The sequence below is a fragment of the Caballeronia pedi genome (assembly GCF_001544915.2).
In the GTDB taxonomy this organism is placed as follows: Bacteria; Pseudomonadota; Gammaproteobacteria; order Burkholderiales; family Burkholderiaceae; genus Caballeronia; species Caballeronia pedi.
In genome coordinates, this window is record NZ_FCOE02000050.1 from 17,827 (window position 1) to 41,851 (window position 24,025).

Genomic DNA, 24,025 nt, shown 5'->3' on the forward strand with positions numbered 1-24,025 from the left:
GTCTCTCAGTCCTGCCGATCGGCGCGGAACGAGAGACTGTTCACGCGTCAGAACGGCACGTCATCCGTTGCTTTCGATCCGCCCGCAGGCGCGCTGCTCGCAGCCGCCGGACGGTTCCCCGCGCCGGCATTGCTGTTCGCTGGCCGGCTTGCCGAATTATTTGTGTCACGACCGCCGCCCTCACCCTTGCCGCCGAGCATCTGCATCTGGTCCGCGCGGATCTCAGTCGCATAGCACTCCTTGCCATCCTTATCGGTCCACTTGCGCGTTCGAATCTGCCCCTCGACATAGATCGACGAGCCTTTCTTCAGATACTCGCCTGCGATCTCCGCCAGTCGGCCGTGGAACGCCACGCGGTGCCATTCCGTGAGTTCCTTCCATTCGCCGCTCGACTTGTCTTTCCACTTGTCCGTCGTCGCGAGACGCACGTTCGTCACCATGTCGCCCGATTGGAATGTGCGCGATTCCGGATCCGCGCCGAGATTGCCCACGAGAATGACCTTGTTCACCGATGCCATTGTTTTTTCCTAGAGTTGAATGACGCTCAGATGAGCGCCGGTTGTTCTTCGACGCTCGTCTTAACCGCGCGCCGCATGAACTGTTTGAATGCTTCGTCCTCGCTCGCCGACACTTCCGCCGCCGGCGGGTTCATCTCGTCGAGCTTTGCGCGCCACTCGCGCAATTCCTTGGGCTTCATGCCATTGATCGCCGCGAACGGCTTGCCGAACACCCCGAGCACGGTTTGCCCAGTGCGCTTGCGCCACTCGTCGATATCAGCGCGCAGCGCCTCGCGGAACGCCGCCTTTTCCTCGCGCGCCCGCACGATGTTCTGCGCGCGCGAGCGCGAGTAGCCCAGTTTCTCGACCATTTCCTCGACGCTCTGAGCGCGGCCCTGATCGGCGCGCTGACGCGATTTGATCTGCGCCTCCATCTCCGGCGTGATCCGCTGCAACTCGCCCTCGACTTGCTCGAGCGAGCGGCCGCCAGGTTGCGGATAGATGAAACCGCACGTCGGGCACGACGGTGCCGGTTCGTGCACGTGGTAGCACTGCGGACACTGCTTGATGGCGATCGTCGGCTCGTCGTCGTCTTTCTGCTTACCCTTGCGCTTCTTGCGCCCGTCGAGCGTCCAATCGCGCTCCTCGTTGGGCATACCGTGCTTGCGCTTCCATTGACCATCGAGCGTCGCGCCGACGTTGCCCACGTGATCGAGCAGATAGCACGTCGTCTTACCCTCAGACGGACGCATCACGCGCCCCACCTGCTGCAGGAACAGAGCCTCTGAGGCAGTCGGGCGCAGCATGATGCAGCACACCAGGTCAGGCAAATCGTATCCTTCGGATACCAGATCAACCGTGCAAGCCCCATCGATCTCGCCGCGCCGCAGTTTCTTGTTCACTGCCGTGCGCTCGGCGTCGCTCATCTCCGGCGCACCGACCAGCAACTCGAATCGGTATCCGGCCGCATTGAACTCGGCGGCAACATGGCGCGCGTGCTCAATGCTCGAACAGAAGACAATCGCGCGCGCGCCCGGGCAGATCTTGCTGTAGTGCGCGACTGCGTTTCCGGTGATCTTGGGTTTGTCGACGCGCGCCGCGAGTTCAGTGCGGTTGTAGTCGCCGTCTTTGTTTTTGCCAATGCCACTCAGATCTGGCGTTTCGATCGACGAATAGACGACGGGATTGATCAGCATGCCGCGCTCGATCAACTCCGGCGTCGATGGACCGAGCACCATCGTCTTGAAGACGCCGCCAGCATGCTCGCCCAATCCCTTGCCATCGGTACGCACGGGCGTAGCAGTAACGCCGAGCATAGGCGGACGGCCGAGCGCTTCGAACACGCGGCCCCACTTGTTGTCAGCGATAACGTGGTGCGCCTCATCGAAGATGATTAGGCCGAAGCGCATCGGCCCCTTCTTGAGGCGAATGAGGAGGGTATCAATGCTCGCCACCTGAATCCGCTTGTTGGGTTCAGGAGTGAAGAACGGACTGATCAGTCCATGCTCGATACCAAGATTGCGAAGCGACGCGGAAGCCTGCAAAAGCAGTTCCTTCCGGTGCACGATGATAACTACAGGGTTCCCCTTCGCTGCTGCGTTCTCTGCTATGTAGCTGAACGTATATGTCTTGCCGCCACCCGTAGGCAACACAAACAGCGTTGGATAGTTCTTCGCACGGAATTCGCTCCGTACTTCATCGACAGCAGCCTGTTGATAATCGCGAAGCTGGATACTTGGCATCTAAGTGAAGGCGCAGCAGCGTATTAAAGTCTGCGCCCTTGCAGTGGAGATGCCTAAAGTCTCCTGTCACGACGTCACTCATCGTCTTGCCTCTTAATCCCTCTCGCCGCGTCTAATTCGGCGCGCTTGTTGGCAATGATTTTTTCCATTGTCTCGACAAGCTCAACAGTCTTTGGAAGCTTCCTTCGCCAACGATCAGGCGTCGCGCGCGAGATCCCAGCCTGCTCACATATGGATGTGAAGTTAAGGCCAACCTTCCTCGCTTCAGTCTCGATCCGATCGAGGCGCTCTCTGAAAACATCGCCGAACGGCTTGAGGTTCATCCTTCTTCCCTTCTTGGTCATTTAATCGCACCTATTGTATCGGAATTGAGCAACGTCCAAGCCAGTTTCTTCGCCGTTTCCCCTTGTGCGACAAGGGTCTGAACGACGTCGGCCGGAGCCTATTTCTAGCTTGATGTTTGCTCAAATATGATACACAATCCGTGCGGCAGTTAACTATTTTTGATCAAAGGAGAGCTTTTTGTCCGTCACTCTCGAACGGCTGCAGGGTCTCGTAGACCTCAGCAACGATGACTATCACGCCGGCCCCGGGGTCTCAAAGTCCCACCTCGACGTGATCGCGGAGAAGTCTCCGCTCCATTACTGGAACACCTATCTCAATCCAGATCGGTTACCCCCTGAACAAAAGTCGGATTTTCTTTTGGGCTCGGCCGCCCACTCGGCCATTCTCGAGCCCGACTTGTTTGAGTCGAGTTTCGTCAAGTCTCCAGCCTTCAACATGCGGACTAAGGACGGCAAGCAAATGTTTGCTGACTTTGTCCAAGAGAATCCTGGTAAGCAAATCCTCACTCCAGACGATTATCAGACGTGCCTCGACATTCGCGACGCCGTCTATCGCCACCCTACAGCCCCCGGCCTGCTGAGTGGCGGAAAACCAGAGCAGTCATTTTTTGTCGACGACGCCGAGACCGGCGAACTCATTAAGTGCCGCTTCGACTATCTACAAGACGGCGGAGCGCTTGCCATCGACGTCAAGACAACCCGAAATGCGCATCCCAGATCTTTCGGTAAGGATGCAGCCAACTTCCGGTACGACATCGCCGTCGCATGGTACTTCGACGTGCTTCGCCAACTCTACAACGAGACGCCCAAATACTGGGTATGGCTCGCGATCGAGAAGGAGCCCCCGTACGCGATCGGACTCTACTACGCCAAAACGGAAGACATCTTGCGGGCGCACGACTCCGCGCGGCGCGATTTTATGCGAATCGTCAACTGCAAGCGAGCCAATGAATGGCCGGATTACGGGTGGACGGCTGAACCCCTTGATTTTCCGACTTGGATGAAACGCTGAAGTAGCTTCTAAACCACACCACCGCTCAGAGACCAAAACATGCAAATCGAACGCATCAAAATCTCCAACATTCTAGGCGTCGAGAATCTGGAATTCTCGCCTTTGGGGTTTACCACCATCAGCGGCCGCAACGGGACCGGCAAGACGTCTGTTTTGGAAGCCATCAAATCGGCGTTCAAAGGCGGACACGACGCCACCCTGCTCCGCAACGGTGCAGACAAAGGCGAGATCGTCTTCGTCCTCGATGACGGCACGAACATCCGCCGCCGCGTCGACGCCAACGCCAGCACCACCGACGTCGTGCGCGAAGGCAAGAAGGTGCCGCGCCCGCAAGAAGCGCTCAAATCACTGACCGACATGCTGTCGATCAACCCTGTCGACTTCCTGCGCGCACCGAAAAAGGACCGAGTGCGTGTCCTGCTCGAGGCGATGCCGATCCCGCTCGACGCCGGCAAGCTGGAGGCAGTTGCCGGCGTGAAGATCGACGCTCAGCCGGGCCTGCACGCTTTGCACGTGATCGAGAAAGTGGCAAAACAGGTGTATGACTTGCGCACCGGCTCGAACCGCGCCGTCAAAGAGAAAGAGGCGACGATCGGCCAACTGCGCCAGGCGATTCCGCCCGCGCCCGCCGGGATCGATGGCGACGAGACCGTACTGACGGCGAAGCTGAACGAACTCAACGACGCGCGCAACGCCGAAATGGCGCGCATCTCGACGAAACTCGAAGGCATCCGCGCCGATGCGCAGAAGGAAATCGACGAGATCAAAGCAAAGGCTCAAGCCGACATCGACGCCGTGCGCGAGAAGCTTGCCGCGACCGAGCGCGCGGCTGCGACTCAGCGTGAACGCTCGACGCAGCGCTCTAACGACGAAATGCAGCCCGTTTCGGTGCAACTCCAGATGATCCGCGAGAACCGCGATCTCCACGCGCGCCGCGCGCAGACGCTCGACACCATCGAAAACCTGACGACGGAGCTCGAGGAGCTTCGCGAGGAGTCCGCCGCGCACACGCAAGCACTCGCCGACATCGAGCAGTACAAGTCGGATCTGCTCGCCAATCTGCCCATTCCTGGCGTCGAAGTGAAAGACGGCGAGATCTACCGTAACAGCGTCCCGCTGGACCGCCTCAACACCGCTCAGCAAGTCGATATCGCGGTCGAAGTCGCCAAACTGCGCGCGGGCGATATCGGCGTGATCTGCGTGGACGGCATCGAACTGCTGGACTCCGATGCATTCGAGGCGTTCCGCGAGCGCGCGCTTGATAGCGGACTGCAAATGTTCGTTAGCAAAGTAACGGATGACGAATTCGCGATCGATTCGGAAGCCTAACAGGCTGCTGGATTAATCAAATTTGATCAAATATAATTAACGACTCTACCACCAGGTGACCAAATGACCACCACTGAAATCCAGCGCGCAAGCGCCGAACAGAACAACCCTTTCCAGCGCATGATGCAAGGCGTCGCAGGCGCGAACGTCGGCGCCGTTGCAATCGAGTCGGAGCGCGCGATTGCTGAAGCGCGCGGCCAGATGCAACTGGCGAAGATGTTCCCCCGCGATCTCAACGCGGCATACGCCGAACTGATGGACGCCTGCAAGTTGGCCGCCCTCGCGAATGTCGCGTTCTACTCGGTCCCGCAAGGCGGCAGCAAAGTCACCGGCCCGTCGATCCGCCTCGCCGAGGAGATCGCGCGCGTCTACGGCAACTTCGAATTCGGCCACCGCGAGCTGTCGCGCGTCGAGGCGACGCCCGATACCTTCGGCAAGTCGGAGATCGAGGTGTATGCGTGGGACAAGGAGAAGAACAACCGCTCGATCCGCCAAATCACAGTGCTTCACGTGCTCGACACGAAAGACGGCCCGCGACGCCTGCGCGATCAGAAGGACGTCGACAACAAGATTGCGAACGTCGCCAGCAAGCAAGCGCGCGGCCGGATCCTCGCGCTGATGCCGAAGTGGCTCGTCGAAGCCGCGCAAGAAGAATGCAAGAAGACCCTCGCGGGCGACAACAGCGAGCCGCTTTCGGTGCGCGTGCGCAAAATGACGCAGGCATTTGCCCAATTCGGCGTGACGACGGATCACCTTGAGCGTTATCTCGGGAATAAGCTGGACGATGTGATGCTCGACCAACTGGTCGAACTCACTGGCGTCTTCAACGCGCTGCGCGAAGGTACGAAGCCTTCCGAATTCTTCGGCGAGACCGAGGACAAGAGCAACGCCGACGGCGCGGCCATCACCGCGATGGCACAGAACCAGCGCCCGAAACTCGCCGACGCGACTTCCCAGCCGGCCGCCACACAGACCCGTGCGACGCGCTCGCGCGCCGCACCGCAGCCGAAGCAAGCCGAGTTGCCGGCCGATCCGCCTGCGCAGGAAACGAAGGCCGGGGAAACGCCTGCGGCCACCGAACAGCCCGCGCAGCAGGCGACCGAAAGCGCACCTCCCGCAGAGGCGAAGCAGGAGCAACCGGGCGACGTGTTCTAAGCACGCGCGCGAGTGAGACCAAGGCGCCGGGCAACCGGCGCCTATTCGAGAACAAAAAATGTCTTGGTCAGAACAGCAACAAGCCGCACTCAAAGCCGTATCGAAATGGGTCAAGGATCCGACGGCAAAGCAGATTTTCACCCTGTTCGGCTATGCCGGAACCGGCAAAACGACACTCGCCAAGGAGATCGCCGCATCGATCCCCGGCGTGGTGCTTTTCGGTGCATTCACTGGGAAGGCATCACTTGTGCTGCGATCGAAGGGATGTACCGGCGCGAGCACGATTCACAGCATGATTTACAAACCGCCCGAGGACGATGACGCCAATCCTACGTTCGTCCTGAACGAGGATAGCGACGTACGCACGGCCTCGCTCGTGATCATCGACGAATGCTCGATGGTTGATGAGGAACTTGGGCGCGACCTGATCAGCTTCGGCACGAAAATCCTCGTGCTGGGTGATCCTATGCAACTCCCGCCCATCAAGGGGCAAGGATTTTTCAACACCCGCTCGCCCGATGTGATGCTCACGGAGATCCATCGTCAGGCAGCCGACAATCCGATCATCAGGATGTCGCTCGACGTGCGCGAAGGGCGCGGGCTCACAGCCGGCCAATACGGTGATAGCAAGGTGATCCGCCGCGATCAATTGGCGCAGGCAGACGTCCTCAACGCCGACCAGGTGCTTGTCGGTCGCAACCGCACGCGGCGCAACTATAATGCGCGCATCCGACAGTTGAAGGGCTTCGAAGGGATCTTCCCCCAAATCAACGATCGTCTGGTCTGCCTGAGAAATAAAAAGGACAAGCAGCTCCTCAACGGCGGTATCTGGACGGTTAAAAACGTCAAGATGGACGCGAAATCTGTCGTTAATATGCATGTCGCATCAAACGATGATCCGAGCGTGAAACTCCCTGTGGAAGTCGATGTGCCGGTTGAATTCTTCAAGGGAACTGAGGAATCACTCAATTGGCGCATCCGCCGAGAAATGGAAGAATTCGACTATGGCTACGCGCTGACCGTGCACAAGGCTCAGGGCTCACAGTGGGCGACCGTCATGCTGTTCGACGAGAGCAGCGCGTTTCCCGATACTCGCCGCAACCACCTCTACACCGCTTTGACGCGCGCAGCGGACCGCGTCACTGTCGTAATCTAGTCCGCCGGGGACCAAAAATAATGAAGTTTGTTTCAGACCAAAAGGTTTTCATGCTCGCTTGCGGGCAATCCGTCGATCGACCCAACAAGGAACAGACGGAGCTCTACCTCCGCTTGATGCTAGAGGAAGTCGGCGAAACGCTTGTCGCGGCAAATCCGAGCCGCGCAGCAGAAATTCGAACCGCGATCAATTTGCTCGCTGATTTGGCGACGCTCTCCTCCCAAACCAACCGCGTCGAGCTTTTCGATGGCCTGCTCGACGTCATCGTGACGGCCACCGGTGCCGGGATCTCAGCCGCACTGCCGCTCGCAGAAGGATGGAAGGAAGTGTTCAGATCGAACATGGCGAAAGTCGATCCGGAAACGGGCGCCGTCCGACGTCGCGATGATGGAAAGGTGTTGAAGCCAGAAGGCTGGACGCCGCCCAATCTAGCGGCGATCCTCGAGCAAGCCTACGAACACGCGTAAGGCACCTCACAAAAAAGCTGGTCTCGCACACACAACTTAATCAAATTTGATTAATATACGGTTCATCAAATAACAACCGTGTGCGAGACCAGCTATGCCGAAACTCACGAAAAAAATCGTCGACGACGCCAAGCCAGCAGAGAAAGACGCCTGGCTTTGGGACACAGATCTCCCCGGGTTTGGAATCCGAATCCAGCCCAGCGGCCGAAAGACCTACGTTACGCGCTACCGCGCCGCGAACGGCACCCAGCGCAAAACCACCGTCGCACGCTGCAGCGACGTCACCGCCGACAAGGCTCGCGATCTCGCGCGCAAGGTGTTCGCGGCCGTTGCCGAAGGCAAGGATCCCGCCGCTGAAAAGCACGCGCAAAAGGTCGCACCCACGATGCTCGATCTGCGCGATCGCTACATGCGCGAGCATGCGAAACCGTTCAAAAAATCGGGCAGCGTTACAAACGACGAAACAATCTGGCGCCTGCACGTCATGCCGTTCTTCGGCGACAAGAAGCGCGTCGACTCGATCACGCGCGCCGATATCCTCGCGATGCACGGCTCGCTCGTCGACAAGCCGGCTACAGCGAACGCGTGCATCGCACTGCTCAGCAAGGCTTTCAATCTCGCTGAATTGTGGGCATGGCGGACGTCCGGCAACCCTTGCCGCCACGTGAAGAAATTCAAGATTCGCGAGCGCGAAACGATCCTCGCGCCTGACCAGATCGGCGCGCTGCACTCCGCGCTGACGGACATGGTCGACGAGGACGATATCCCGCAAGCGATGGCGGACCTCGTGCGCCTATTGCTGATCACTGGATGCCGCCTCAACGAAGTCATGAGCGCGCGCCGCGAATGGATCGATCGCGATCGTCGTCTTCTCCTCCTGCCGGACAGCAAAGTTGGACAGCGACGCATCGCGCTTCCGACCGCCGCGATGGAGATCATTGAGCGGATCCTCGACGACGAAAGCGGCAGCGACTGGCTCATCCCGGGCCGCGCGGCCGGCGAGCACCTGAAGCACCCGCACGCCATGTTCAAGCGCATCAAGGCGCGCGCAAAGCTTCCCGCCGATCTGCGGCCGCACGATCTGCGCCACACCGCAGGATCTCTCGCGCATATGGCTGGCTTGAGCCAAAAGCAGGTCGCGACGATGCTCGGACACCGCCAACTCGCCACGACGGAGCGCTATTTGCACGGCTTTGCATCAGATCACGCGCGCGCGGTCGAGACTGTCGGCAACGTGATCTCCGCGAACTTCCGCCGCGAAGTTGCTGCGCAAGCAGCAGCATGAGGACTGCCCGGGAAGCCGGGCTTTTCTTGACCAACAATATTCGCACGAACGAATAACTTAGCCACGAGGATGACCACATGAAAACGATACCCTCCGCCACACCCCGCATGTCACACATGTTCGACGCCGTCCGCGCCATGTATGTGATCGGCACCTCCGATGAACTCCTCGAGCTGCGCGAGCGTAACGAACAGCGCCTCGCGATCGCCCGATCGCAGCCGCGCGGCCAACAGGTATTTCGCCCGGCCCTGAATGCATAAAGGGCGCCGAAGCGCCCCTCTGTCTCGACACAGCCCGCACTCACTGCGGGCTTTTCTGTTCCGTCGGATTCTGTTCGTGCCAGTCGATCAGCGCGTTCAGTTCGTTCCGGCAAGCAGCATACTTTCCGCCGTTGACGATTGCGTTGGAGAGGACGTCGGCGGAGTCAATGCCGGCCCGAGCAACGTTGGGGTCTCCGGCCGAACCAGCAGCGACGCCGGCGGGGACGGGCACTGCATGTTCGACGGAAGGGTCGAGGGCGTTGTTCCACACGCCGACAAAGCCGACAGTGTAGACAGCAGGAGGAATAGCCTGGAGAGTTTCACCGAATTGCTCCGCATAAGACTTGGTTACGACCGGAACGCGCTGAATCTGCGTAACGGTCACGGTTTGAACTTGTTGCTGCGCGTGCGCCAGCGTTGCAGACAGCTTGCTGCCGATGTCTGTCGCGGCATCAAGCTTCGACTGCCAGGCGTCGTCCGCCTTCTTCTGCGCCTGCGCGTAAGCGAGCTCGTCGCGCGCGCCGCGCGCTGCATCGCCCTTGTAGTAGCCGAGTGCGCCGGCACCACCGATAGCGAGCACCACTGCGAGAATTGCCCACGGCAGGATAGATCCGCCGCCGGCCACCTTTTCAACGTCCTCGATAACGCTCATCGCGCCTCCTTAGGTATCGGTCCTGGCCTTCAGCGCGACACCGCCGGCGAGAACGCCCATCCCGGTCATCATGGCGCCGAAGCCGACGCCGAATTCGGTGAACTGGAAATGCCCATTCACCACCGTCGTATAGATGGCGCACCCGAGAAACGTCGGGATACCACCAAGCGTCAGCGCACATCCGCCCACACGGAACGGGCAATAGCTTGTGCCGTTGTTTTCCGTCAGGCAGTCATGCACGAGCTTCTTGATCGAATCAAACACCTCACACCCCCAGTGCTTTACAGGCTGCCGCGTAGAGCGCCTGGCGACGATCCCAGCCGTTCGGCATCGCCGCGCTTTTCGCATTGCCGATATTCACCGCGCGACTCACGCCGAGGAAGTTGCGCGCGTCCGCCAGCGCATTGAGCTTGTTCTCCGACCAGAACCATCCAGCCGCCATCGCGCCGTTCGCCGGCTGCTCGAGCAGTTCCGGATGGCTGATCAGATCCAGATCGATCGCGAGCCCGCACGCCACATAGTTATCCTTGCCGGTATGCTGGATCGGCCCGCGCCCGCGATAATTCCAGCCGTCTCCGCTCGACTCGTCGCCATTCCCCATGCGATTCGCATAGACGTTATTGGCGATCGCCTGCGGATTGCGATTGAGACGCTGTGCGAGTGCGTTCGGCGGTCCGCCGCGCTTGCCGGTCGACGAGTAACGCTCCCACGTGTTCGCGAGACCTTGCGCGCCGTAGTTCAGGTTCTCGATGAGCGCCGTAAGACCCTCACTCTCAATACCAAGAGTCGGCAGGAACGCAGCGATGCGCAGCGGAGAATTGATCTCGAATTTGTCGCAGGCGAGTTGCAGCGGAGTAAGCCACGCGGCCGCAACCGGCACCGATGTGCCGCAGCTTCTCCAGATGATGTCGGCGGTCAGGTTCACGACTTGTCCACCTTATCGTCGAGTCGACGATGCAGACTGTCGAGTTTCCCGGAGAACATCGTGTTCATGTCGCGGATGTTCGTCGTCAGCGACTCAATCGCGCGATTCAAACCGTCGATGGCTTGAGAAAGAGCACCCTGCGTAACGAAGCGCTGCTCCGCATAGAGCTTGTAGTCACCGAACTCGCTTTTAAGCGAGTCGTGCTTCTTGTCAGCCTCCGCCGCCACGTCGGCCGCAGCTTTCTTCGCCTCGCGCGCTTCGTCACGAACGCTCTGGTACAGAAACCACAGCACGACGGCTGCGCCGGTTATCACCAAACTCACAATGGCGACGATGACTTGTGTCCAGTCCATCAGCTTCCCCGTTCGCATGCGGCGCCACACCACGCAGCCCCTCGACATCACGAAACGCTTTGGACTGATTTTCATGTCACGACAGTCATGAAAAAGCCGCCCGGAGGCGGCTCATAGAACACATCATGCAACGGGTAGAGACCCATCCGAGTCGACACGCTCTCGAAGCATCGAAGCGGCACCGAGAAGCAACTGATACGCCGAGTTCGGATCCTGCCGCCATGCCTCTCCGAACCCGAGCGACGTGAGCAAAGCCTCGTCGCAGAAGTAGTAGCGCGAAAAACCCTTGATCGGACGCCAGAAGAAGCCGAACAGAGCCAGCACATCGTACGGAGCCCCTTTGTTCGATTCGAACCAGGCGACGGCCGACGCTTCCTGAGCCGCACTGAGCGGCAGATCGAGAATGTCCCAATCGGCAGAATCGAGCGCAATCTTGGCCTGACGAACACCCTTATCGAGGAACGTCGAGGACCAGCACGTCGACAGGCCGTCCGCATCAGGCTCGCCTACGACAAGCTCGCAATGCGAGTAAGGCCCGACCATCCACAGCTTTGTGAGACGCCCCATGATCCCCTTCCAGCCGGGATGCGTGCCCTTGAAGAACGCCGCCTTCATGCCGGCCACCCGGTCGACCAGTCGTATGCATTGACCGCGTCTGCGCTCGTCTTCGCATCGACCGCGTCCTGATGCTGCGCAGATGCGCCGAACGCCGCGCCCTCGCGCACCATGATCGCGGTTTTCAATTGCACGAACAGATCGAATGTCATGGTCATGTACGAGTTGTCCGCCGTGCGCCAGTACGTCGCGTAGGCTGGAAGCGAGCCCGCGTCAACCACGTTCATGATCTGAATCTTGCTCGCGATATCGGTCTGAAACGACTTCCCGTTGAACGGCGTGAGCAGCAGGAGATCATCGCGATGGTCGCGGATCTGCGCTTTCACAGACGCTTTCGCGGTCGCGAGCATCAAAGTCGGATCGACCGGCGGCGCATCAGCAAGCACGCCATTGCTGACGATTTTGGAGCCTTGATTGTCACTGCAAAACTGCCACTCCGCGTCTGTGAGATCGATGACCGCCACGCCTTCCGGCGCAGGGCTGTCCATCGTGTCATAGAAGGCGAAGATTGCGCCCGATTCGTTAAATGCCGCTTGCTTTTGGCCCATTATTTACACTCCGATCGCAATCCAGACATAAGAGCAAACCGAAGCTACCGAGCTCGCCTTATATAGCTGGAATTGACTTGCCGAAACACCCGCCGTTGAACAAAGATCTGAGGCCGCCGGATTACCAGCAAGCGAGCGCGTTGCTACGATGGAAAACGCGCCGGTAGAGAAAGCAATTGGGTAAGTGACGGTCGCGCTCTGCACGTTCGCCGCGACGCTAAAGACACCCCACTGGACAATCAGGCCGCTCGGCAGCTTTTGATAACCGGAATTCGAGAGGGACGCCCCGAACAAGACAGACGTTTGTGCTTGGCACGAACCACCCGATACATACCAGCCGCTAACGCCAGTCGTAAGAACGGCGCTGTCACCCGGACCAAGCACGAAACTTGAAAGTCCAGATTGCGACGAATTGCGCGCGATGGTGCCTCCAGACGCGGCAATCGTAACGTTGCCCGTCCCCATATTGACGAACGTGATTGCCGCGCCAGCAGGAAGATTGCCCGACACAGCCGGCAACGTAACGGTGTAATTTGTCGCGCCCGACAACGCGATCATCTTCCCAACGTCAGAAGCAGTCAGCGTCGCCGCTGCTGCCAGTGTGCCGAGCGCCGAGAAATTACCGAGCGACCGCTGCACAAACGCCGTCGTCGCAATGAGCGTACTCGAGTCGAACTGAGCCGCCGTCGGCGCCGTCGGCGTGCCAGTGAACGTAGGACTGTCCGTGAATGCAACGACGCGCCACGAGTCCCATGTACCATTCACATTCCGACGTACGCACAAGCTCTGATCGGAACCAGTCGATGAAACCCAATACTGAACGCAGTAAGGTGATCCTGCCGTCGAATGATTAACGACTAGCAGATAGCCGGTATTGCCTCCAATGGGTGGCTTATGCGCGTCAGCGGAAATGTTCGCGGTGTTGTAGTACAGCCCGTTGAGCGTGATCGAATCAAGAGACGTAATCGAGCCAGTGCCGGCCGAGACGCCATCGAGCCCATACGACTTGGCGAGCGCATGCGCGAATGCGGTTGTTGCAATCAGCGTGCTGTTGTCGCTCGTCGTTGGCGTCGGCGCGGTCGGCGATCCCGTGAGCGCAATGCTCGGAAAGTCCGTCGTCTGCGTCAACACGTTGGTGCCATCGCAGAACAGTTCGACCGACTGCCCCTGCGTGACTGCGACACCGGTGCCGGACGCGGTTTTGACTGTGAGCGTGTAAGCTCCCGTCGTCGAATTCCAGACGGTATAGAGAGCCGAACTCGCCGGAACGATCACGGCGATATTTGCGGTGATTGCGCCCGTGAGCTTCAGGATGCCGCGCCCCGCCTCGACGGCCGTAAGCGTGACGTTTGCGCCACCCGCAACGCTTTTCGTCGTGATGCCGTTGACCGTGCCCTGCACGAACGCCGTCGTAGCGATTTTCGTCGTGTTGTCGCCGAGCGCAGGCGTCGGCGCCGCCGGCGTGCCGGTGAATGTCGGCGAATTGATAGGTGCCAAACCAGCGGCACTCGACTCCAACGCGTCGACGTGCTGCTTCAGATAAGCCGTTCGATTCGCCAGGTTGAGGAGCGGCTTATTCGAGACTGCACCTACGCCACCGTCGACAGGGTCAACAGCCTCGAGCTGATAGACCCCTGCGTCGTACTGTACTGCTTCCGGTTGATTTGCCATCGCTCAGTGGATTAGAAGTTGATGATCCACGAACCCGTGAAAGACAGGTCCGAAGCTTTCGGGATGGCGGAGGTGCGCGTCTTGCGCGCATAGAGCAATCCGGACGCAGTGAACAGGCCGAACTCGCCAATATTCACGCCGTTGTCTTCGGCGGATCCGAGGGAGAAGTTGAAAGACACCTGATTCGCGGCCGGGTATGAAACGCTGTCGAGCGTCTTCATGTACGCGCTTGTCAGCGACGTATTTCCGGCCGCCGGCGCAGTCAGGCTCGTGCCGAAACCGATCTGAGTAACGCTCATGCCGGTAATGGCACCGCCAAGCAACTTCGCGTGAATTTGCTGGGAATTGGTGACGATCAGGTTCTTTTCTTCGAACGTCTCAATCAGCTTGTCGTCCCGAAAGATTCGGAGCACAAACAAACCGTGAGGCGCACGTTCAAAATTGTCGATGAGGCGCAATTGGACACTCCAGTCTGATGACTAGAGTGTCGTGTCACGACCAACGTCAAAGAGACTCGGTGACCGACTGGATGCCCATCCGTTGGATGGTTCCGTTGTACGATCGAAGCCCCGAGTATTGATAGTTGTACGCGATCGTCAGTGACTCAGAATCCGTCGGCGCCGTCAGCGTGTCGCTCATCGAGGCGATCGCGACATTGACTCCGAACGATGCTTCCGTCGGCGCGGTAAGCGTGTCACTAAGGATTGGCGTCAGCGACAAGTTGAGAGGCAGATCCGTCGGCGCGGAGAACGTATCCGACATCGCTCCGCTTTGCAGCGTGAGTGACCGCATCTGTGTACCCGCCGCGCGGATGCGATTGACGATTCCTTGTACCGTCGTTTTGAACGACGTCGGATCGGCGCCGCCCAACAGGTCATAGCCGAATACGACATCGAATCGACCATAGAGCGGACGCGAGACGGCGTTATAGGTGTATGCGCTGTTCCGAGTGATATGGCTGTCATAGAGCGGAAACGCCGCACCATATTCGGTCGCATCGGTAACCGTCGTGCTCTGCCCCGTATATGCAGAGATCGCCATCTCGATCGCGACGTTGTTGCACTTCGGCCTCAGCACTTCTGCGACGATGCGCGGCCCGTAGCTGTCATCCAGCTCTCCAGCCTGGCGGCGCACCCCGTAGTAATCGCCGATCTCGTCGATCCACATATCGCTCGCCGTCGTCGTGCTCATCTGCAGGAGCATCTGATCGATCTGCTGCCCAGCTTGCTCGAGCTCGTTCGCATTGGCGTCGACATACGACCACAGCACATTCGTATAGCCGTAGATGTGATCGCCATTCGAAAGCGAGATATCGTTCGACGCATCAATCAGCACACGAGCCGAGAGACCCGAGAACGACGTGCCGTCGGCATAAGCGACCGAGTACCCTGGCTGGGATGCCAAGTAATTGACGAGGCTCCTAACGGTGTACTGAGACAGATCGATCGACAAGCTTTGACCGATGCCACCCGTAACAGTCGTCGTCAGCGCGCCGTCGGCGATCTGCCACACCAAGCCACCACCGTACTGTAGGCGCAGCGCCAGGAATGGATAGGGCTGTCGATCGAATACCCGATGGAGCAGTCCGAGCAGTTTCTGAGTCAGCTTCATCGTTAGCTCACCGCCACGGTGCCGGGCATCAGTTTCACATTCGATGCCGGCGTTACGTCAGCGGTCGGAGTGCTCACGACGAAATTCGCGACGCCTTCGATGTTCTTGACCAGCGTGATGATGTCGGCGAACAAGCACGGCACGCCCGTATCAAGCCCCTGGATGTAGGTGTAGATGGTCTGCACAGCCTGCGCAACAAGCGTAGCCTTGTCGTATCCGATGTCAGCGGTAAGCACAGCCGCCACCGGCACCGCCTGCTCTGTCGCCGCGTAGACGTCGACATGGACGCCCGCCGCCTTCCACCCGGCAATCTTGTTTCCACTGGAATCGGTGTAGCCATAGACCACCTTCTGCGCCTGCGTGACAAGCGCGTTCGATGTCTGCCCCACCCCGTTATGGATGTAGCAGACCACCAGACCGACAGGCTGATTGTTGTCGGTCTCGTAGGGCTCAACGACCTGCGCGGATACCACGCGCTCGATCACGTTTCCACTCGAGTCCGTGATCTGCGTCGTCTTGAGCCCGTACTTGATCGCCTCAACCGGCCCGCGCGAAAGCGCATCGATGAACGCCTGGAAACGAACCTTCCGCTCGTCGTCCGACTCCACATCGGATCCGTTGATGAATGGCGAAAGATTCGTGGCGGACACGAATCCGGAAATGTCCGGCGCGGCAGTGAACTGAGTGCCGGCGGCAATGTTTCCGGCCGTTCCCGACACATTCGCGGAGACCAGCACATCCGCATACGTGTTGCCCACCGTGATCGTCGTGTCGTTCTCAGACGTATAGGTGACGGTCCCACCGGCATACGAATAGACCGTCCCTGCCGGAATTACCTGATTCGTGGCCGCGGCCGCGATCGCCGTGCGGATCAATCCAGTAGTCGGCCGCGCCGGCAGCGCCGCGAAAGAGAACGTGTTGTACGTGGCGACCGGGATCGCTTCCTTCAGCCCGATGAACATCTCCTGATACAACTCGTCCAGCTCGGCGGCCGGCGCTTCGACGAGTGTGCGCGCGATGGCACCCTCGTTGAAGTCGGTGATCGTTGTTTGCGTGCCCTTCATCCAGTTGATCATCGAGGCGACGATACTGGTGAAGTCTTTGATCTGAAACGCCATGTCCGTCCTTAGCCTTAAACCGAAACCGTTACTGATTGCCCCATGACCGGCTGAACCTCGACGTCGACAGAAGCCGTGTCGCCGCTGATCGTCGCCTTCGCGCTTGTAACGCTGTCGATGCGCGGATCCTGCAGCAGCGTCGCTTTTGTGCTCGACGCCGCGAGCAGTTCAGCCGCTGGCGTCGCACCGGTTCCGATGAGGCTGCGCAGGATCGAGCCGTAACTCATGTGATAGATGAGATCGCCTTGCTCGGTCTCCAGACGGTTCTTTACCGCCTGCTTCAGGTTGTCGACGCCCGTCACGAATGCGAAGTCACCCGACTCAGATGCCTGCAGCAATCCGTTGCGAAGCGCGACGTCAGTGCCGAACACCTCCTTCGAATCCGTCGTCTGCGCGGCCGCTGACGGCGCGGGCACGAGGATCGGCTGACCGGTAAGCAAGACGCCGCTCCCAGCCTGCGACACGTCGTCGGTGATGTACGGCGGAACGAGACCATTCGGCGAGATGAGTTGCCACCACAGCGCCGCGTCGCCCAGCGCGCGCGCCGCGATGCGCTGAAGCGTGTCACCGTGATGCGTCTCGACGAAGGCAAAGCCTGATAGCGGCTTATCGAATTCCGTACTCATGCGCTCACCGTCAATCCGCTATTGATCGTGTTCAGATGCGATGCGAGCGTCGAGCTAGACATCGGCGATAGAACCGGATCCGTCTTCGCCAGAGCATTCAGCGACGTCTGCGCGCTCGCGTTCACGTTCACGCCAGTACTCACCGGCAACGGCGCGACCGCCGCAAAGGTGTTCGTGCTCGCGTACGCGCTCAGCGGGCGCCCGCCGCTCGTCGACGAACAGTTCGACGAGCCATAGATCGCCGAATAATCCTGGTACATCGGAGTCGTATTCACCGCGTTCTTGAGAACGCAGAAGATGTTCGTGAACGCGCTCGCGATGCCCATAAACATCGCCTTGATCGTCGCCGGCATGCTGATGATCGCGATCGCCGTTCGCACCAGGTTCGCACCCGCTTGCGCGACGGTCTTTGCGACGTTCATGAGCGATGTCGCGATACCCGTGACACTTTTGATCGCAGTCGTCACCGTGCTAAAGATCGCCTGAGTCGTCTTCAGGAAGCCCTTGATCGGCGCGAGGATCGTGCTGTTGATCCAGCTCGAGATGCCGTTCGCGAACGAGCCGATATCGGCGATGGATTGCAAGATGCTCGAAAGCCCCGCCGCCGTGCTCGACGCGCCGCTCGACGAGGACGGAGTAACGTACGCGCCGAGCAGATCGCTCGTCACGGTCATCGGGATCTGGTATTGCAGCAGAAGCGGCCGCGAGCGCGAACGCCGAAGCGTGACTTCGCCGGGGATCACACTCGACGTGAACTGGTTCAACGTGTCGACGAACGCCAGTTGCACTTTGCTGGGATCTTTGCCCGACTTATATGCATTGGCCTTCGCCTGGTGCCATCCATCGAAAATCAATGTCTTCAGATCGATGAAGCGCTGCACACCATCGGCGCCCGTCGTGTCAGCGGCCCATCCGGTATTGCCCGAGATATTGATTTTCGCGACGCCCTTGCCGAAGTTATCGGCGAATGCGCCGCCGAACGTCTGCTGAACCGTCACCCGAGACGGATCTGTCCGCGTCAAATCCTCCGGCCGCACCCAAAGCGTGATCACCTTCGGCTTCGAACTTGCATTGAAGTCGAAAAGCGCGAAGCTGATCGGGCACGCGTCCGGTTTTTGCGAGGAAGGAGTAGCGTCAAAAAGGGCCATTCCCCGATCGTAGTGTCACGACACGGAATCCCCGTCGGGTATGATTCGAGGACAAATCGGGGGAATCAGACAATGAAAAGAGCCGTTTTAGCCGCCATCCTCGCGCTTGCTTCGAGCGCTTATGCCGCCGACTCACAATGGTGGGTCGCGCAGCGCAATGGGATCTGCCTTTCGCTCGGCGAGGAATTCCCGGGCATGCGAACGCCGGAAGAAGCATGGGCGAAGATGATTGCAGGCGTCCCGGTCGAAAATCGGATCCGCATCAAGCATGTCTCCAGCACCGTTACCACTTTCCGAGATGCATTCGGCCGCTTCCCGCCGCTCGTGATGGTCAAAGGCCACGAGCGGTGCCAAGCGGAGATCGAGAAGTGGAATAACCCGTACGGCTACTAGGCTTTCGCCGCCGTCGTATCAGCGTTCGAACCCTGCGCGGTGTGATGGTGCGACTTCACGCCGATGCCGTCGACCGTGACGTCACCGCCGGTCACCGTCATCGCGCCCGTGAGCGTCATCGTCGTGCCGGATCCGCCCGAGCCCGTCATGCCGCCCTTGAACGTCAGCGCGCCGTCGACAGTCATCGCACCGGTTACATGCGTCGTCGGCGTATCGATCGTCACACTTGCCGCCTTGACATTTGCCGTTCCGGTCGTGGTAACCGCAAGATTACCGTTGTTTTTGACGTCAATATTCCCTGACGGGTCGATATCGATCGTCGCGACTGGTGATCCGCCACTGGCGACCGTCAGATGCACATGCACGGCCGCATCCGTATTTTTCTTGATCGCCCAGCTCTTGTCGAAGTCCTTGCCGGTCAGATCCTCATGATCCGGCGATGTGCCGATTCGGAGATACGTGCCGCTCGGATGGTATGCCTCGAAATTCCCCTGCCCGTCAGTCGTCGTATAAAAATCGCTCGGCGTGCGCGTCACCACGCGGTCGAGATCCGCGAAAAGCATCTCGCAGATCTGCGGAAAGCGAAAGCCGATCACCACCGCATACGGTCCGAACGACGCGACCGCCGCGAGCACGTCGCGATCCGTTTTGGCCGTGAGATCCCACTTGTTTCCGCTCGGAGGCGTCGACGGATGCGGCAGAGCCGCGTGACCACAATTCGTGCTCGCGCTCGGCGTCAGCACCTGCACGCCCGGCAGTTGCTCGCCGTTGTCAGTCATCACCAGATCGACTGAATAGTCTTCAGGGTGGACCGCAGCGACGCGGCCCCAACGCAATCCCGTCATTGATAAATTCCGCTCAACTCTGCCAGGTACGGGCTCGTCGACGCGCCCGAACTCACCTTGACCCGTTCGATGAATCCTGTGCCGCGTTCGAGCGTCAGCGTCATGAAAAGCCCCTGATACGGGATGCAATCCAGATCGACTTTCGATACGTAGTACATCGCCTCGAGCGAGCCGCGAATGATCTTCACGTAGCAGCCCGCGCGGATGTTCTCGTTCGCGCGGATCCGCGCCGTGCCGCTTTCATAGAGCACGTTGTCCTTGTTCTGTGCGACAACGATCGCCCTGCGGTTCGTGATCCAGCTCACCATGCTCGTGTCACGAGTCGCTTGCTGGTCAGCGGGCAGACCGCTATTTATCGTCGATACGTCGCTCCCACCCTGCTGCGTAGACGTCTCCATGATCCGCATGCCATAGAACTGAGTCGCGGAATTCGGATACTGGTCGAGAATCACTGTGTCGCGATCCGCATCGGTCATCGCAAATTGCTCTCGAAAGATGTCCGAGACCAACTCGAAACGCGGCGCGCGCGTCCAGAAGTAATTGCCGACGCCCGCATCCGATCGCGACACAGAGAGGCTGATAATGTCCGCCTCGTTGACAAGGACCGGCGTGAGCGCCACCGCATCGGGCTGAATCATGTTGCCCTGCAGATCCATCGACGGATTCGGACGGTACACGCAGTAGACGCCGTCCTCTCGGTCCTCGAGATAGAGCTCGTTCCACGCACCGACGTCACCGAAGGACGCCAGCAAGCTGTAAATCGTTCCCTCCTGGTTCTGCACACCGCCCACGCCCACGACGCCATTTGCCACGCTGATCGCATCCGTCTTGATCGTCGCCGGATTCGGCGAGTTGTCCGGCAGCAGGGACTGAAGAAACGGCGTGACGATCAGATCCATTACCTGCGCAACGAAATCGGCCGCCTTCAGCGTTGTATCGAAGCCGACGCCAAAGCGCTCGAACAACTTGAAGCCCGAGAGATAGTTCTCGCCGACGGTGTATTGCGGCAGGTATTTGATTTGCAGCATCTGCCACAACTTGCCGTAGTCCTGTCCGCTGAGCGTGATCGATCGCTGAGGCTTCCCATCGGCAGAGATCGATTCATTACGCTGCACCTCTGACACGAATCCGCGCATATAGATCGGCGGCAGTGTCGGATTCTCAGTGTGAGACGTGATGTCGTTATGGCGCATGCGGATCTCGATGACGTCCATCGGCTCGACGAGACCATAGATCGACTCCATCGCGCCGTTATGCACGAAATAGTCATCGGCCAGCGTGATCGAAAATCCGCCAGCCGGCTCGCGCACCGACTTCGACACACGGAAGTTGCCGAGTTCGCCGAGATACGGCGTTAGATCGACAGCGAAATTCGCGGGCAGGACGTTCTGAGAGACTGGCGTCGATCCGTCGAGCGTCCGACGTCCAGTGGTTTTGTAAAGCGTCACCTTTACGACAGGCGTATATTCCAGAACCGTCATGCTGACATCCCCAGCGGAATCGGCTTACTGACCGAAGTGTTGACCGATTTAATCGTGCTGATTGGCGCGCCCGCCTGCGTTTCATGGCGATGCGTGACCTCGACGGCGATCTTTTTGTCCTTCGACTCCGCAGCCTGCTTTTTCGCCTTTCCTTCTGCCGCAAGCTCGTCGGGCGACATCTGCTTGCCAAGGCCGTTTGCGATCGACGCCAGGTCGCGAGCGTATGTCGGGCTCTCGGCATAACCCGAAAGTCCGCTCGTGAACTTCGACGCGTCGTCGCCAGCATTGAGGACGCCCTTGTACTTGCGCTTCATCATCGCGATCTGCGCTTCGGCCGCCTCGTGCATAGAACCATATTTGCGGAAACGCGCCACGTACTCTGAACCGTCGGCATGCTTGTCCATCGACGTGACGGTGTCACCGTTCCATCCGAACGCCTGCACGTTGAACGGGTTGTTCGCGCCAGCGATTTCCTTCTTTCCCCACCCAGTCTCGAGCGCGAGCTGCGCGAGAATCAGCCGCTTGGATACGCCGGTTCCCTTCGCCACTTCGTCAGCGAAAGCGTCGTACTTCTGCGAGAAGGCTGTTTTATCGGCCGACGGAGCGCCGCCGCCCGCACCCGCAGATGTGTTCGTGTCGCCACTCCCGACCGTCGCCACCCGCCCTTTCAAGTCATTCAACTCTTTCTCGTACCGGTCTTTTTCCTTTTGCAGCAACTCGTTTCGCTCTTGCTCGATGGCGGCAATCTTCGAACTCGCGTCAGCGTTGTTCTTTTCGAGCGTCGCAAGCGTCTTTTTCGCGTTCTCAACTTCCTCCGCGCTCGAGCGAGGATCGTTGATCGCGCGCTGAAGATCGAACTTATGCGTGTTCAATTCCTTCGCCGCCTTGCGCAAAGGATCGATGCGTGACTGCGCCGACGAATTGATAGCGCCGACGTTCTCGACGTTCTGCGCCTTCGCCACCGCCTGAGCGATCGCCATCGGGCCGGTTCCGTCCTTCGCACCGGCGAGATATAGAATGCCCGCGCGCATGTCGTTCAGGAGCGGAACGCCCTTGTCGGCGAGTTCCTGAAGCTTGTTGCTCATCAGGTTCGTATCCTTGCGGATGTCCGAGCCGATCGTTTCCATCTGGCTTTTCGGCGCCGCGTCGCGGATGCGCTTATTCTTTTCGTCGTCGCTCAGACTGCCGTCCGCGTCGATTTGCGCCATCGTCGAGATGTTGCTCGCATCGAGCTTGCCGAGATCCACACCCATACGCTGCAGACGTCTCGACAAAGATCCGACGTCCGTCGGCTTCATTTGCGACAGTGCCGCGAACGCGCTTTCGTTGATGCCGAGCAAATTCGCACCCGCATTCAGTCCGAGTTCGCGTCGCTCTGGCGAGCCACTGTAAATGCGATTGATCGCCCCGAGGATCATCTCGAGATTCGTAGCGCGCGAACCCGTCGCCGCAGATGACAACGAGGCGCCATTGCTCCGCATCCAATTGCCCGCGAGCGTCCCGCGCCCGAAGGTGCCGGCCGCAGTGCCGAACGCGCCCTGCTGCAGGAGCATGCGCGTCTGGATCGGATCCAGCCCGAGCGACTTGCCGACCGTCATGTACATGAAGTGCTGCCCGGCCTCGCCAGCGGCACCGCCGTTCGCGATCGACGAATTGACCCGCGAAAGCATGCCAGCCGATCCGATCGGATCGAGTCCCGGCGTTTTCGATGCGACAAGGCTCGTCAGCATGCCGGCGTAACCGTCGACGTTCGCGGTCGCGAGCCCGAGTCGTGTTTGCTGAGATGTATAGGACGAGATCGCCTGAAGCATCTCATCGGACTTCGAGAACGCACCTGACTTCGCGATCGCGTCGCCGATGACAAGCGCCAATTTCGTGCTGTCGGTCGCATTTTGCGTCGCCTGGAACTGGCGCATCTGCGCGAAAAACGCATTCGACTGCGAAGGATCGAGACCGAAGCTGCGCGCGAAGCCGGCGGAATTGCTGACCTCACCGGCGAGCCCCCTATAGTTGTCGGCCGTCAGACCCGCGAGTCGGGCGAACTCGGTGCCGAGCTTCTGCCCTTCCTGAAAAGTCAGCCCGAGCCCATTCGCGACCGCATGAATCGACTGCTTCAACACCTCGAATCCGACGCCTACGTCGCCCAGTTGGCGCTTGAGCGTGTCGTATCCGACGTCGTCCTGTTCGGCCGCGCCGATCTTTTCCTTGATCGAGCCCATCAGCTTGCCGACGCCGAGCGCGACAAGTCCGCCCGCCAACCCGGCAAGCCCAGCCATTGCACCGCCGCTCAACCCCGCGCCAATCGCATCGTCGGCCACACCACCGACCGGACCCGCCGCACGCAGCCCGCTTGACACAACCTTTCGCTTCCACGACGAAGCGCCGCCACCGCTATCGTCATTCGCGGCATCGCGCTCGCGCTGAATCCGATCCCACTCGCGCTTGCTTTCAGAATCGTCGCGGCCGATCCTGCCCGTCGGAGCGGGTTCCGGCATCGCCGAGAACGACGCGCCCGTTCCTTGCGTCACGTACTCATACGCCTTGCGCATTTGCCGTGAGCGCGAGTTCGGATCGGCATAGATTTTCGACCAGTCAATCTCGAAGAAGTCCGTCGACTCCTGTCCGGTATCCTTCAGGCGCTTGCGCAAGTCACCTGAGATCTTTTTCAGGCTTTCGACTTGCGCCCTCACCCGATCGATATCGGCAAGCGTCGCCTTGTCGATCGGATTGAACTTGAGTCGATTGGCGTCAGCCACCGCCGACCCGACCTTATTCATCCGCTGGGTCAGGTC

General features: G+C 59.6%; 26 protein-coding genes and 1 pseudogene. 9 read left to right on the forward strand and 18 right to left on the reverse strand.

What is annotated here, in order from left to right; translation table 11 throughout:
- Nucleotides 1-47 precede the first annotated feature (47 nt).
- From ssb to AWB80_RS37825, 3 genes are all read right to left on the reverse strand, one after another.
- A complete protein-coding gene (ssb, locus tag AWB80_RS37815; RefSeq protein ID WP_061179738.1) occupies nucleotides 48-518 on the reverse strand; it encodes a single-stranded DNA-binding protein in 471 nt (156 codons plus the stop codon).
- A gap of 26 nt (nucleotides 519-544) precedes the next feature.
- Nucleotides 545-2,239 (reverse strand): DEAD/DEAH box helicase, encoded by a 1,695-nt coding sequence (locus tag AWB80_RS37820; RefSeq protein ID WP_087131920.1) that lies wholly within the window; start codon nucleotides 2,237-2,239, stop codon nucleotides 545-547.
- A 74-nt stretch (nucleotides 2,240-2,313) separates the two neighbouring features.
- Nucleotides 2,314-2,583: a hypothetical protein gene (locus AWB80_RS37825; RefSeq protein WP_061179740.1), complete on the reverse strand. Its 270-nt coding sequence runs from the start codon at nucleotides 2,581-2,583 to the stop codon at nucleotides 2,314-2,316.
- Between the two features lie 178 nt (nucleotides 2,584-2,761).
- On the opposite strand from AWB80_RS37825, the gene AWB80_RS37830 reads away from it, so the two are divergent.
- The 8 genes and pseudogenes from AWB80_RS37830 to AWB80_RS43675 all read left to right on the forward strand — a co-directional run bounded on the left by AWB80_RS37830 (nucleotide 2,762) and on the right by AWB80_RS43675 (nucleotide 9,247).
- On the forward strand, nucleotides 2,762-3,595 hold the full coding sequence (locus AWB80_RS37830) for a PD-(D/E)XK nuclease-like domain-containing protein (protein WP_061179741.1): 834 nt from the start codon (nucleotides 2,762-2,764) through the stop codon (nucleotides 3,593-3,595).
- Nucleotides 3,596-3,634: 39 nt separating this feature from the next.
- Nucleotides 3,635-4,924 (forward strand): AAA family ATPase, encoded by a 1,290-nt coding sequence (locus AWB80_RS37835; protein ID WP_061179742.1) that lies wholly within the window; start codon nucleotides 3,635-3,637, stop codon nucleotides 4,922-4,924.
- Nucleotides 4,925-4,987: 63 nt separating this feature from the next.
- Nucleotides 4,988-6,079, forward strand: a complete 1,092-nt coding sequence (locus tag AWB80_RS37840) for a hypothetical protein (protein WP_061179743.1) — start codon at nucleotides 4,988-4,990, stop codon at nucleotides 6,077-6,079.
- A 58-nt stretch (nucleotides 6,080-6,137) separates the two neighbouring features.
- A complete protein-coding gene (locus AWB80_RS37845) occupies nucleotides 6,138-7,235 on the forward strand; it encodes an ATP-dependent DNA helicase (protein ID WP_061179744.1) in 1,098 nt (365 codons plus the stop codon).
- 20 nt (nucleotides 7,236-7,255) lie between these two features.
- Nucleotides 7,256-7,702, forward strand: coding sequence for a nucleoside triphosphate pyrophosphohydrolase family protein (locus AWB80_RS37850; RefSeq protein ID WP_143328218.1), 447 nt, complete (start codon nucleotides 7,256-7,258; stop codon nucleotides 7,700-7,702).
- Between the two features lie 94 nt (nucleotides 7,703-7,796).
- Nucleotides 7,797-8,012, forward strand: a pseudogene (locus AWB80_RS45675) (Arm DNA-binding domain-containing protein); the annotation flags it as partial.
- A gap of 435 nt (nucleotides 8,013-8,447) precedes the next feature.
- On the forward strand, nucleotides 8,448-8,987 hold the full coding sequence (locus AWB80_RS45150) for a site-specific integrase (protein WP_244206960.1): 540 nt from the start codon (nucleotides 8,448-8,450) through the stop codon (nucleotides 8,985-8,987).
- 77 nt (nucleotides 8,988-9,064) lie between these two features.
- Complete coding sequence (locus AWB80_RS43675) at nucleotides 9,065-9,247, forward strand: hypothetical protein (RefSeq protein WP_143328219.1); 183 nt, start codon at nucleotides 9,065-9,067, stop codon at nucleotides 9,245-9,247.
- 40 nt (nucleotides 9,248-9,287) lie between these two features.
- Here the strand turns inward: AWB80_RS43675 and AWB80_RS37860 are convergent, their stop codons facing one another.
- Genes AWB80_RS37860 through AWB80_RS37915 form a run of 12 tightly spaced genes read right to left on the reverse strand, consistent with a single transcriptional unit; the run spans nucleotide 9,288 to nucleotide 18,514 of the window.
- The gene (locus AWB80_RS37860; RefSeq protein ID WP_143328220.1) at nucleotides 9,288-9,899 is read right to left on the reverse strand and encodes a hypothetical protein; all 612 of its coding nucleotides are present in this window, start codon (nucleotides 9,897-9,899) and stop codon (nucleotides 9,288-9,290) included.
- 9 nt (nucleotides 9,900-9,908) lie between these two features.
- Complete coding sequence (locus AWB80_RS37865) at nucleotides 9,909-10,163, reverse strand: hypothetical protein (RefSeq protein ID WP_061179748.1); 255 nt, start codon at nucleotides 10,161-10,163, stop codon at nucleotides 9,909-9,911.
- A 1-nt stretch (nucleotide 10,164) separates the two neighbouring features.
- On the reverse strand, nucleotides 10,165-10,824 hold the full coding sequence (locus tag AWB80_RS37870; protein WP_061179749.1) for a glycoside hydrolase family 19 protein: 660 nt from the start codon (nucleotides 10,822-10,824) through the stop codon (nucleotides 10,165-10,167).
- Complete coding sequence (locus AWB80_RS37875; RefSeq protein ID WP_061179750.1) at nucleotides 10,821-11,252, reverse strand: hypothetical protein; 432 nt, start codon at nucleotides 11,250-11,252, stop codon at nucleotides 10,821-10,823. The genes AWB80_RS37870 and AWB80_RS37875 overlap by 4 nt, the downstream gene beginning before the upstream one ends.
- 48 nt (nucleotides 11,253-11,300) lie before the next feature.
- Complete coding sequence (locus AWB80_RS37880; protein WP_143328221.1) at nucleotides 11,301-11,792, reverse strand: hypothetical protein; 492 nt, start codon at nucleotides 11,790-11,792, stop codon at nucleotides 11,301-11,303.
- On the reverse strand, nucleotides 11,789-12,340 hold the full coding sequence (locus tag AWB80_RS37885) for a DUF4376 domain-containing protein (RefSeq protein ID WP_061179752.1): 552 nt from the start codon (nucleotides 12,338-12,340) through the stop codon (nucleotides 11,789-11,791). Before AWB80_RS37885 ends, AWB80_RS37880 begins: the two co-directional genes overlap by 4 nt.
- Nucleotides 12,341-12,343: 3 nt before the next feature.
- A complete protein-coding gene (locus AWB80_RS37890) occupies nucleotides 12,344-14,011 on the reverse strand; it encodes a pyocin knob domain-containing protein (RefSeq protein ID WP_061179753.1) in 1,668 nt (555 codons plus the stop codon).
- A gap of 11 nt (nucleotides 14,012-14,022) precedes the next feature.
- The gene (locus AWB80_RS37895) at nucleotides 14,023-14,469 is read right to left on the reverse strand and encodes a hypothetical protein (protein WP_061179754.1); all 447 of its coding nucleotides are present in this window, start codon (nucleotides 14,467-14,469) and stop codon (nucleotides 14,023-14,025) included.
- Nucleotides 14,470-14,515: 46 nt separating this feature from the next.
- The gene (locus AWB80_RS37900) at nucleotides 14,516-15,622 is read right to left on the reverse strand and encodes a hypothetical protein (RefSeq protein WP_061179755.1); all 1,107 of its coding nucleotides are present in this window, start codon (nucleotides 15,620-15,622) and stop codon (nucleotides 14,516-14,518) included.
- 2 nt (nucleotides 15,623-15,624) lie between these two features.
- Nucleotides 15,625-16,740: a baseplate J/gp47 family protein gene (locus AWB80_RS37905; protein ID WP_061179756.1), complete on the reverse strand. Its 1,116-nt coding sequence runs from the start codon at nucleotides 16,738-16,740 to the stop codon at nucleotides 15,625-15,627.
- Between the two features lie 14 nt (nucleotides 16,741-16,754).
- Nucleotides 16,755-17,366 (reverse strand): DUF2634 domain-containing protein, encoded by a 612-nt coding sequence (locus AWB80_RS37910; RefSeq protein WP_061179757.1) that lies wholly within the window; start codon nucleotides 17,364-17,366, stop codon nucleotides 16,755-16,757.
- Nucleotides 17,363-18,514: a hypothetical protein gene (locus tag AWB80_RS37915; RefSeq protein WP_143328222.1), complete on the reverse strand. Its 1,152-nt coding sequence runs from the start codon at nucleotides 18,512-18,514 to the stop codon at nucleotides 17,363-17,365. Before AWB80_RS37915 ends, AWB80_RS37910 begins: the two co-directional genes overlap by 4 nt.
- A 72-nt stretch (nucleotides 18,515-18,586) precedes the next feature.
- Between AWB80_RS37915 and AWB80_RS37920 the strand changes: the two genes are divergently transcribed.
- The gene (locus AWB80_RS37920) at nucleotides 18,587-18,907 is read left to right on the forward strand and encodes a hypothetical protein (protein ID WP_061179759.1); all 321 of its coding nucleotides are present in this window, start codon (nucleotides 18,587-18,589) and stop codon (nucleotides 18,905-18,907) included.
- On the opposite strand, the gene AWB80_RS37925 is transcribed toward AWB80_RS37920, so the two are convergent.
- The 3 genes from AWB80_RS37925 to AWB80_RS37935 form a co-directional block, all read right to left on the reverse strand.
- The gene (locus AWB80_RS37925; protein WP_061179760.1) at nucleotides 18,904-19,686 is read right to left on the reverse strand and encodes a hypothetical protein; all 783 of its coding nucleotides are present in this window, start codon (nucleotides 19,684-19,686) and stop codon (nucleotides 18,904-18,906) included. The two genes, AWB80_RS37920 and AWB80_RS37925, sit on opposite strands and share 4 nt — an antisense overlap.
- A 62-nt stretch (nucleotides 19,687-19,748) precedes the next feature.
- Nucleotides 19,749-21,233, reverse strand: coding sequence for a hypothetical protein (locus AWB80_RS37930; protein WP_061179761.1), 1,485 nt, complete (start codon nucleotides 21,231-21,233; stop codon nucleotides 19,749-19,751).
- Nucleotides 21,230-24,010, reverse strand: coding sequence for a glucosaminidase domain-containing protein (locus tag AWB80_RS37935; protein WP_061179762.1), 2,781 nt, complete (start codon nucleotides 24,008-24,010; stop codon nucleotides 21,230-21,232). Before AWB80_RS37935 ends, AWB80_RS37930 begins: the two co-directional genes overlap by 4 nt.
- Nucleotides 24,011-24,025 lie beyond the last annotated feature (15 nt).

Bases quoted from the DNA above. Each gene is read 5' to 3' on its own strand.
- ssb (WP_061179738.1), bottom strand. From the start codon at position 518: ATGGCATCGGTGAACAAGGTCATTCTCGTGGGCAATCTCGGCGCGGAT.
- AWB80_RS37820 (WP_087131920.1), bottom strand. From the start codon at position 2,239: ATGCCAAGTATCCAGCTTCGCGATTATCAACAGGCTGCTGTCGATGAA.
- AWB80_RS37825 (WP_061179740.1), bottom strand. From the start codon at position 2,583: ATGACCAAGAAGGGAAGAAGGATGAACCTCAAGCCGTTCGGCGATGTT.
- AWB80_RS37835 (WP_061179742.1), top strand. From the start codon at position 3,635: ATGCAAATCGAACGCATCAAAATCTCCAACATTCTAGGCGTCGAGAAT.
- AWB80_RS37840 (WP_061179743.1), top strand. From the start codon at position 4,988: ATGACCACCACTGAAATCCAGCGCGCAAGCGCCGAACAGAACAACCCT.
- AWB80_RS37845 (WP_061179744.1), top strand. From the start codon at position 6,138: ATGTCTTGGTCAGAACAGCAACAAGCCGCACTCAAAGCCGTATCGAAA.
- AWB80_RS37850 (WP_143328218.1), top strand. From the start codon at position 7,256: ATGAAGTTTGTTTCAGACCAAAAGGTTTTCATGCTCGCTTGCGGGCAA.
- AWB80_RS45150 (WP_244206960.1), top strand. From the start codon at position 8,448: ATGGTCGACGAGGACGATATCCCGCAAGCGATGGCGGACCTCGTGCGC.
- AWB80_RS43675 (WP_143328219.1), top strand. From the start codon at position 9,065: ATGAAAACGATACCCTCCGCCACACCCCGCATGTCACACATGTTCGAC.
- AWB80_RS37860 (WP_143328220.1), bottom strand. From the start codon at position 9,899: ATGAGCGTTATCGAGGACGTTGAAAAGGTGGCCGGCGGCGGATCTATC.
- AWB80_RS37875 (WP_061179750.1), bottom strand. From the start codon at position 11,252: ATGAAAATCAGTCCAAAGCGTTTCGTGATGTCGAGGGGCTGCGTGGTG.
- AWB80_RS37880 (WP_143328221.1), bottom strand. From the start codon at position 11,792: ATGAAGGCGGCGTTCTTCAAGGGCACGCATCCCGGCTGGAAGGGGATC.
- AWB80_RS37885 (WP_061179752.1), bottom strand. From the start codon at position 12,340: ATGGGCCAAAAGCAAGCGGCATTTAACGAATCGGGCGCAATCTTCGCC.
- AWB80_RS37890 (WP_061179753.1), bottom strand. From the start codon at position 14,011: ATGGCAAATCAACCGGAAGCAGTACAGTACGACGCAGGGGTCTATCAG.
- AWB80_RS37900 (WP_061179755.1), bottom strand. From the start codon at position 15,622: ATGAAGCTGACTCAGAAACTGCTCGGACTGCTCCATCGGGTATTCGAT.
- AWB80_RS37905 (WP_061179756.1), bottom strand. From the start codon at position 16,740: ATGGCGTTTCAGATCAAAGACTTCACCAGTATCGTCGCCTCGATGATC.
- AWB80_RS37910 (WP_061179757.1), bottom strand. From the start codon at position 17,366: ATGAGTACGGAATTCGATAAGCCGCTATCAGGCTTTGCCTTCGTCGAG.
- AWB80_RS37915 (WP_143328222.1), bottom strand. From the start codon at position 18,514: ATGGCCCTTTTTGACGCTACTCCTTCCTCGCAAAAACCGGACGCGTGC.
- AWB80_RS37920 (WP_061179759.1), top strand. From the start codon at position 18,587: ATGAAAAGAGCCGTTTTAGCCGCCATCCTCGCGCTTGCTTCGAGCGCT.
- AWB80_RS37925 (WP_061179760.1), bottom strand. From the start codon at position 19,686: ATGACTGACAACGGCGAGCAACTGCCGGGCGTGCAGGTGCTGACGCCG.
- AWB80_RS37930 (WP_061179761.1), bottom strand. From the start codon at position 21,233: ATGACGGTTCTGGAATATACGCCTGTCGTAAAGGTGACGCTTTACAAA.
- AWB80_RS37935 (WP_061179762.1), bottom strand. From the start codon at position 24,010: ATGAATAAGGTCGGGTCGGCGGTGGCTGACGCCAATCGACTCAAGTTC.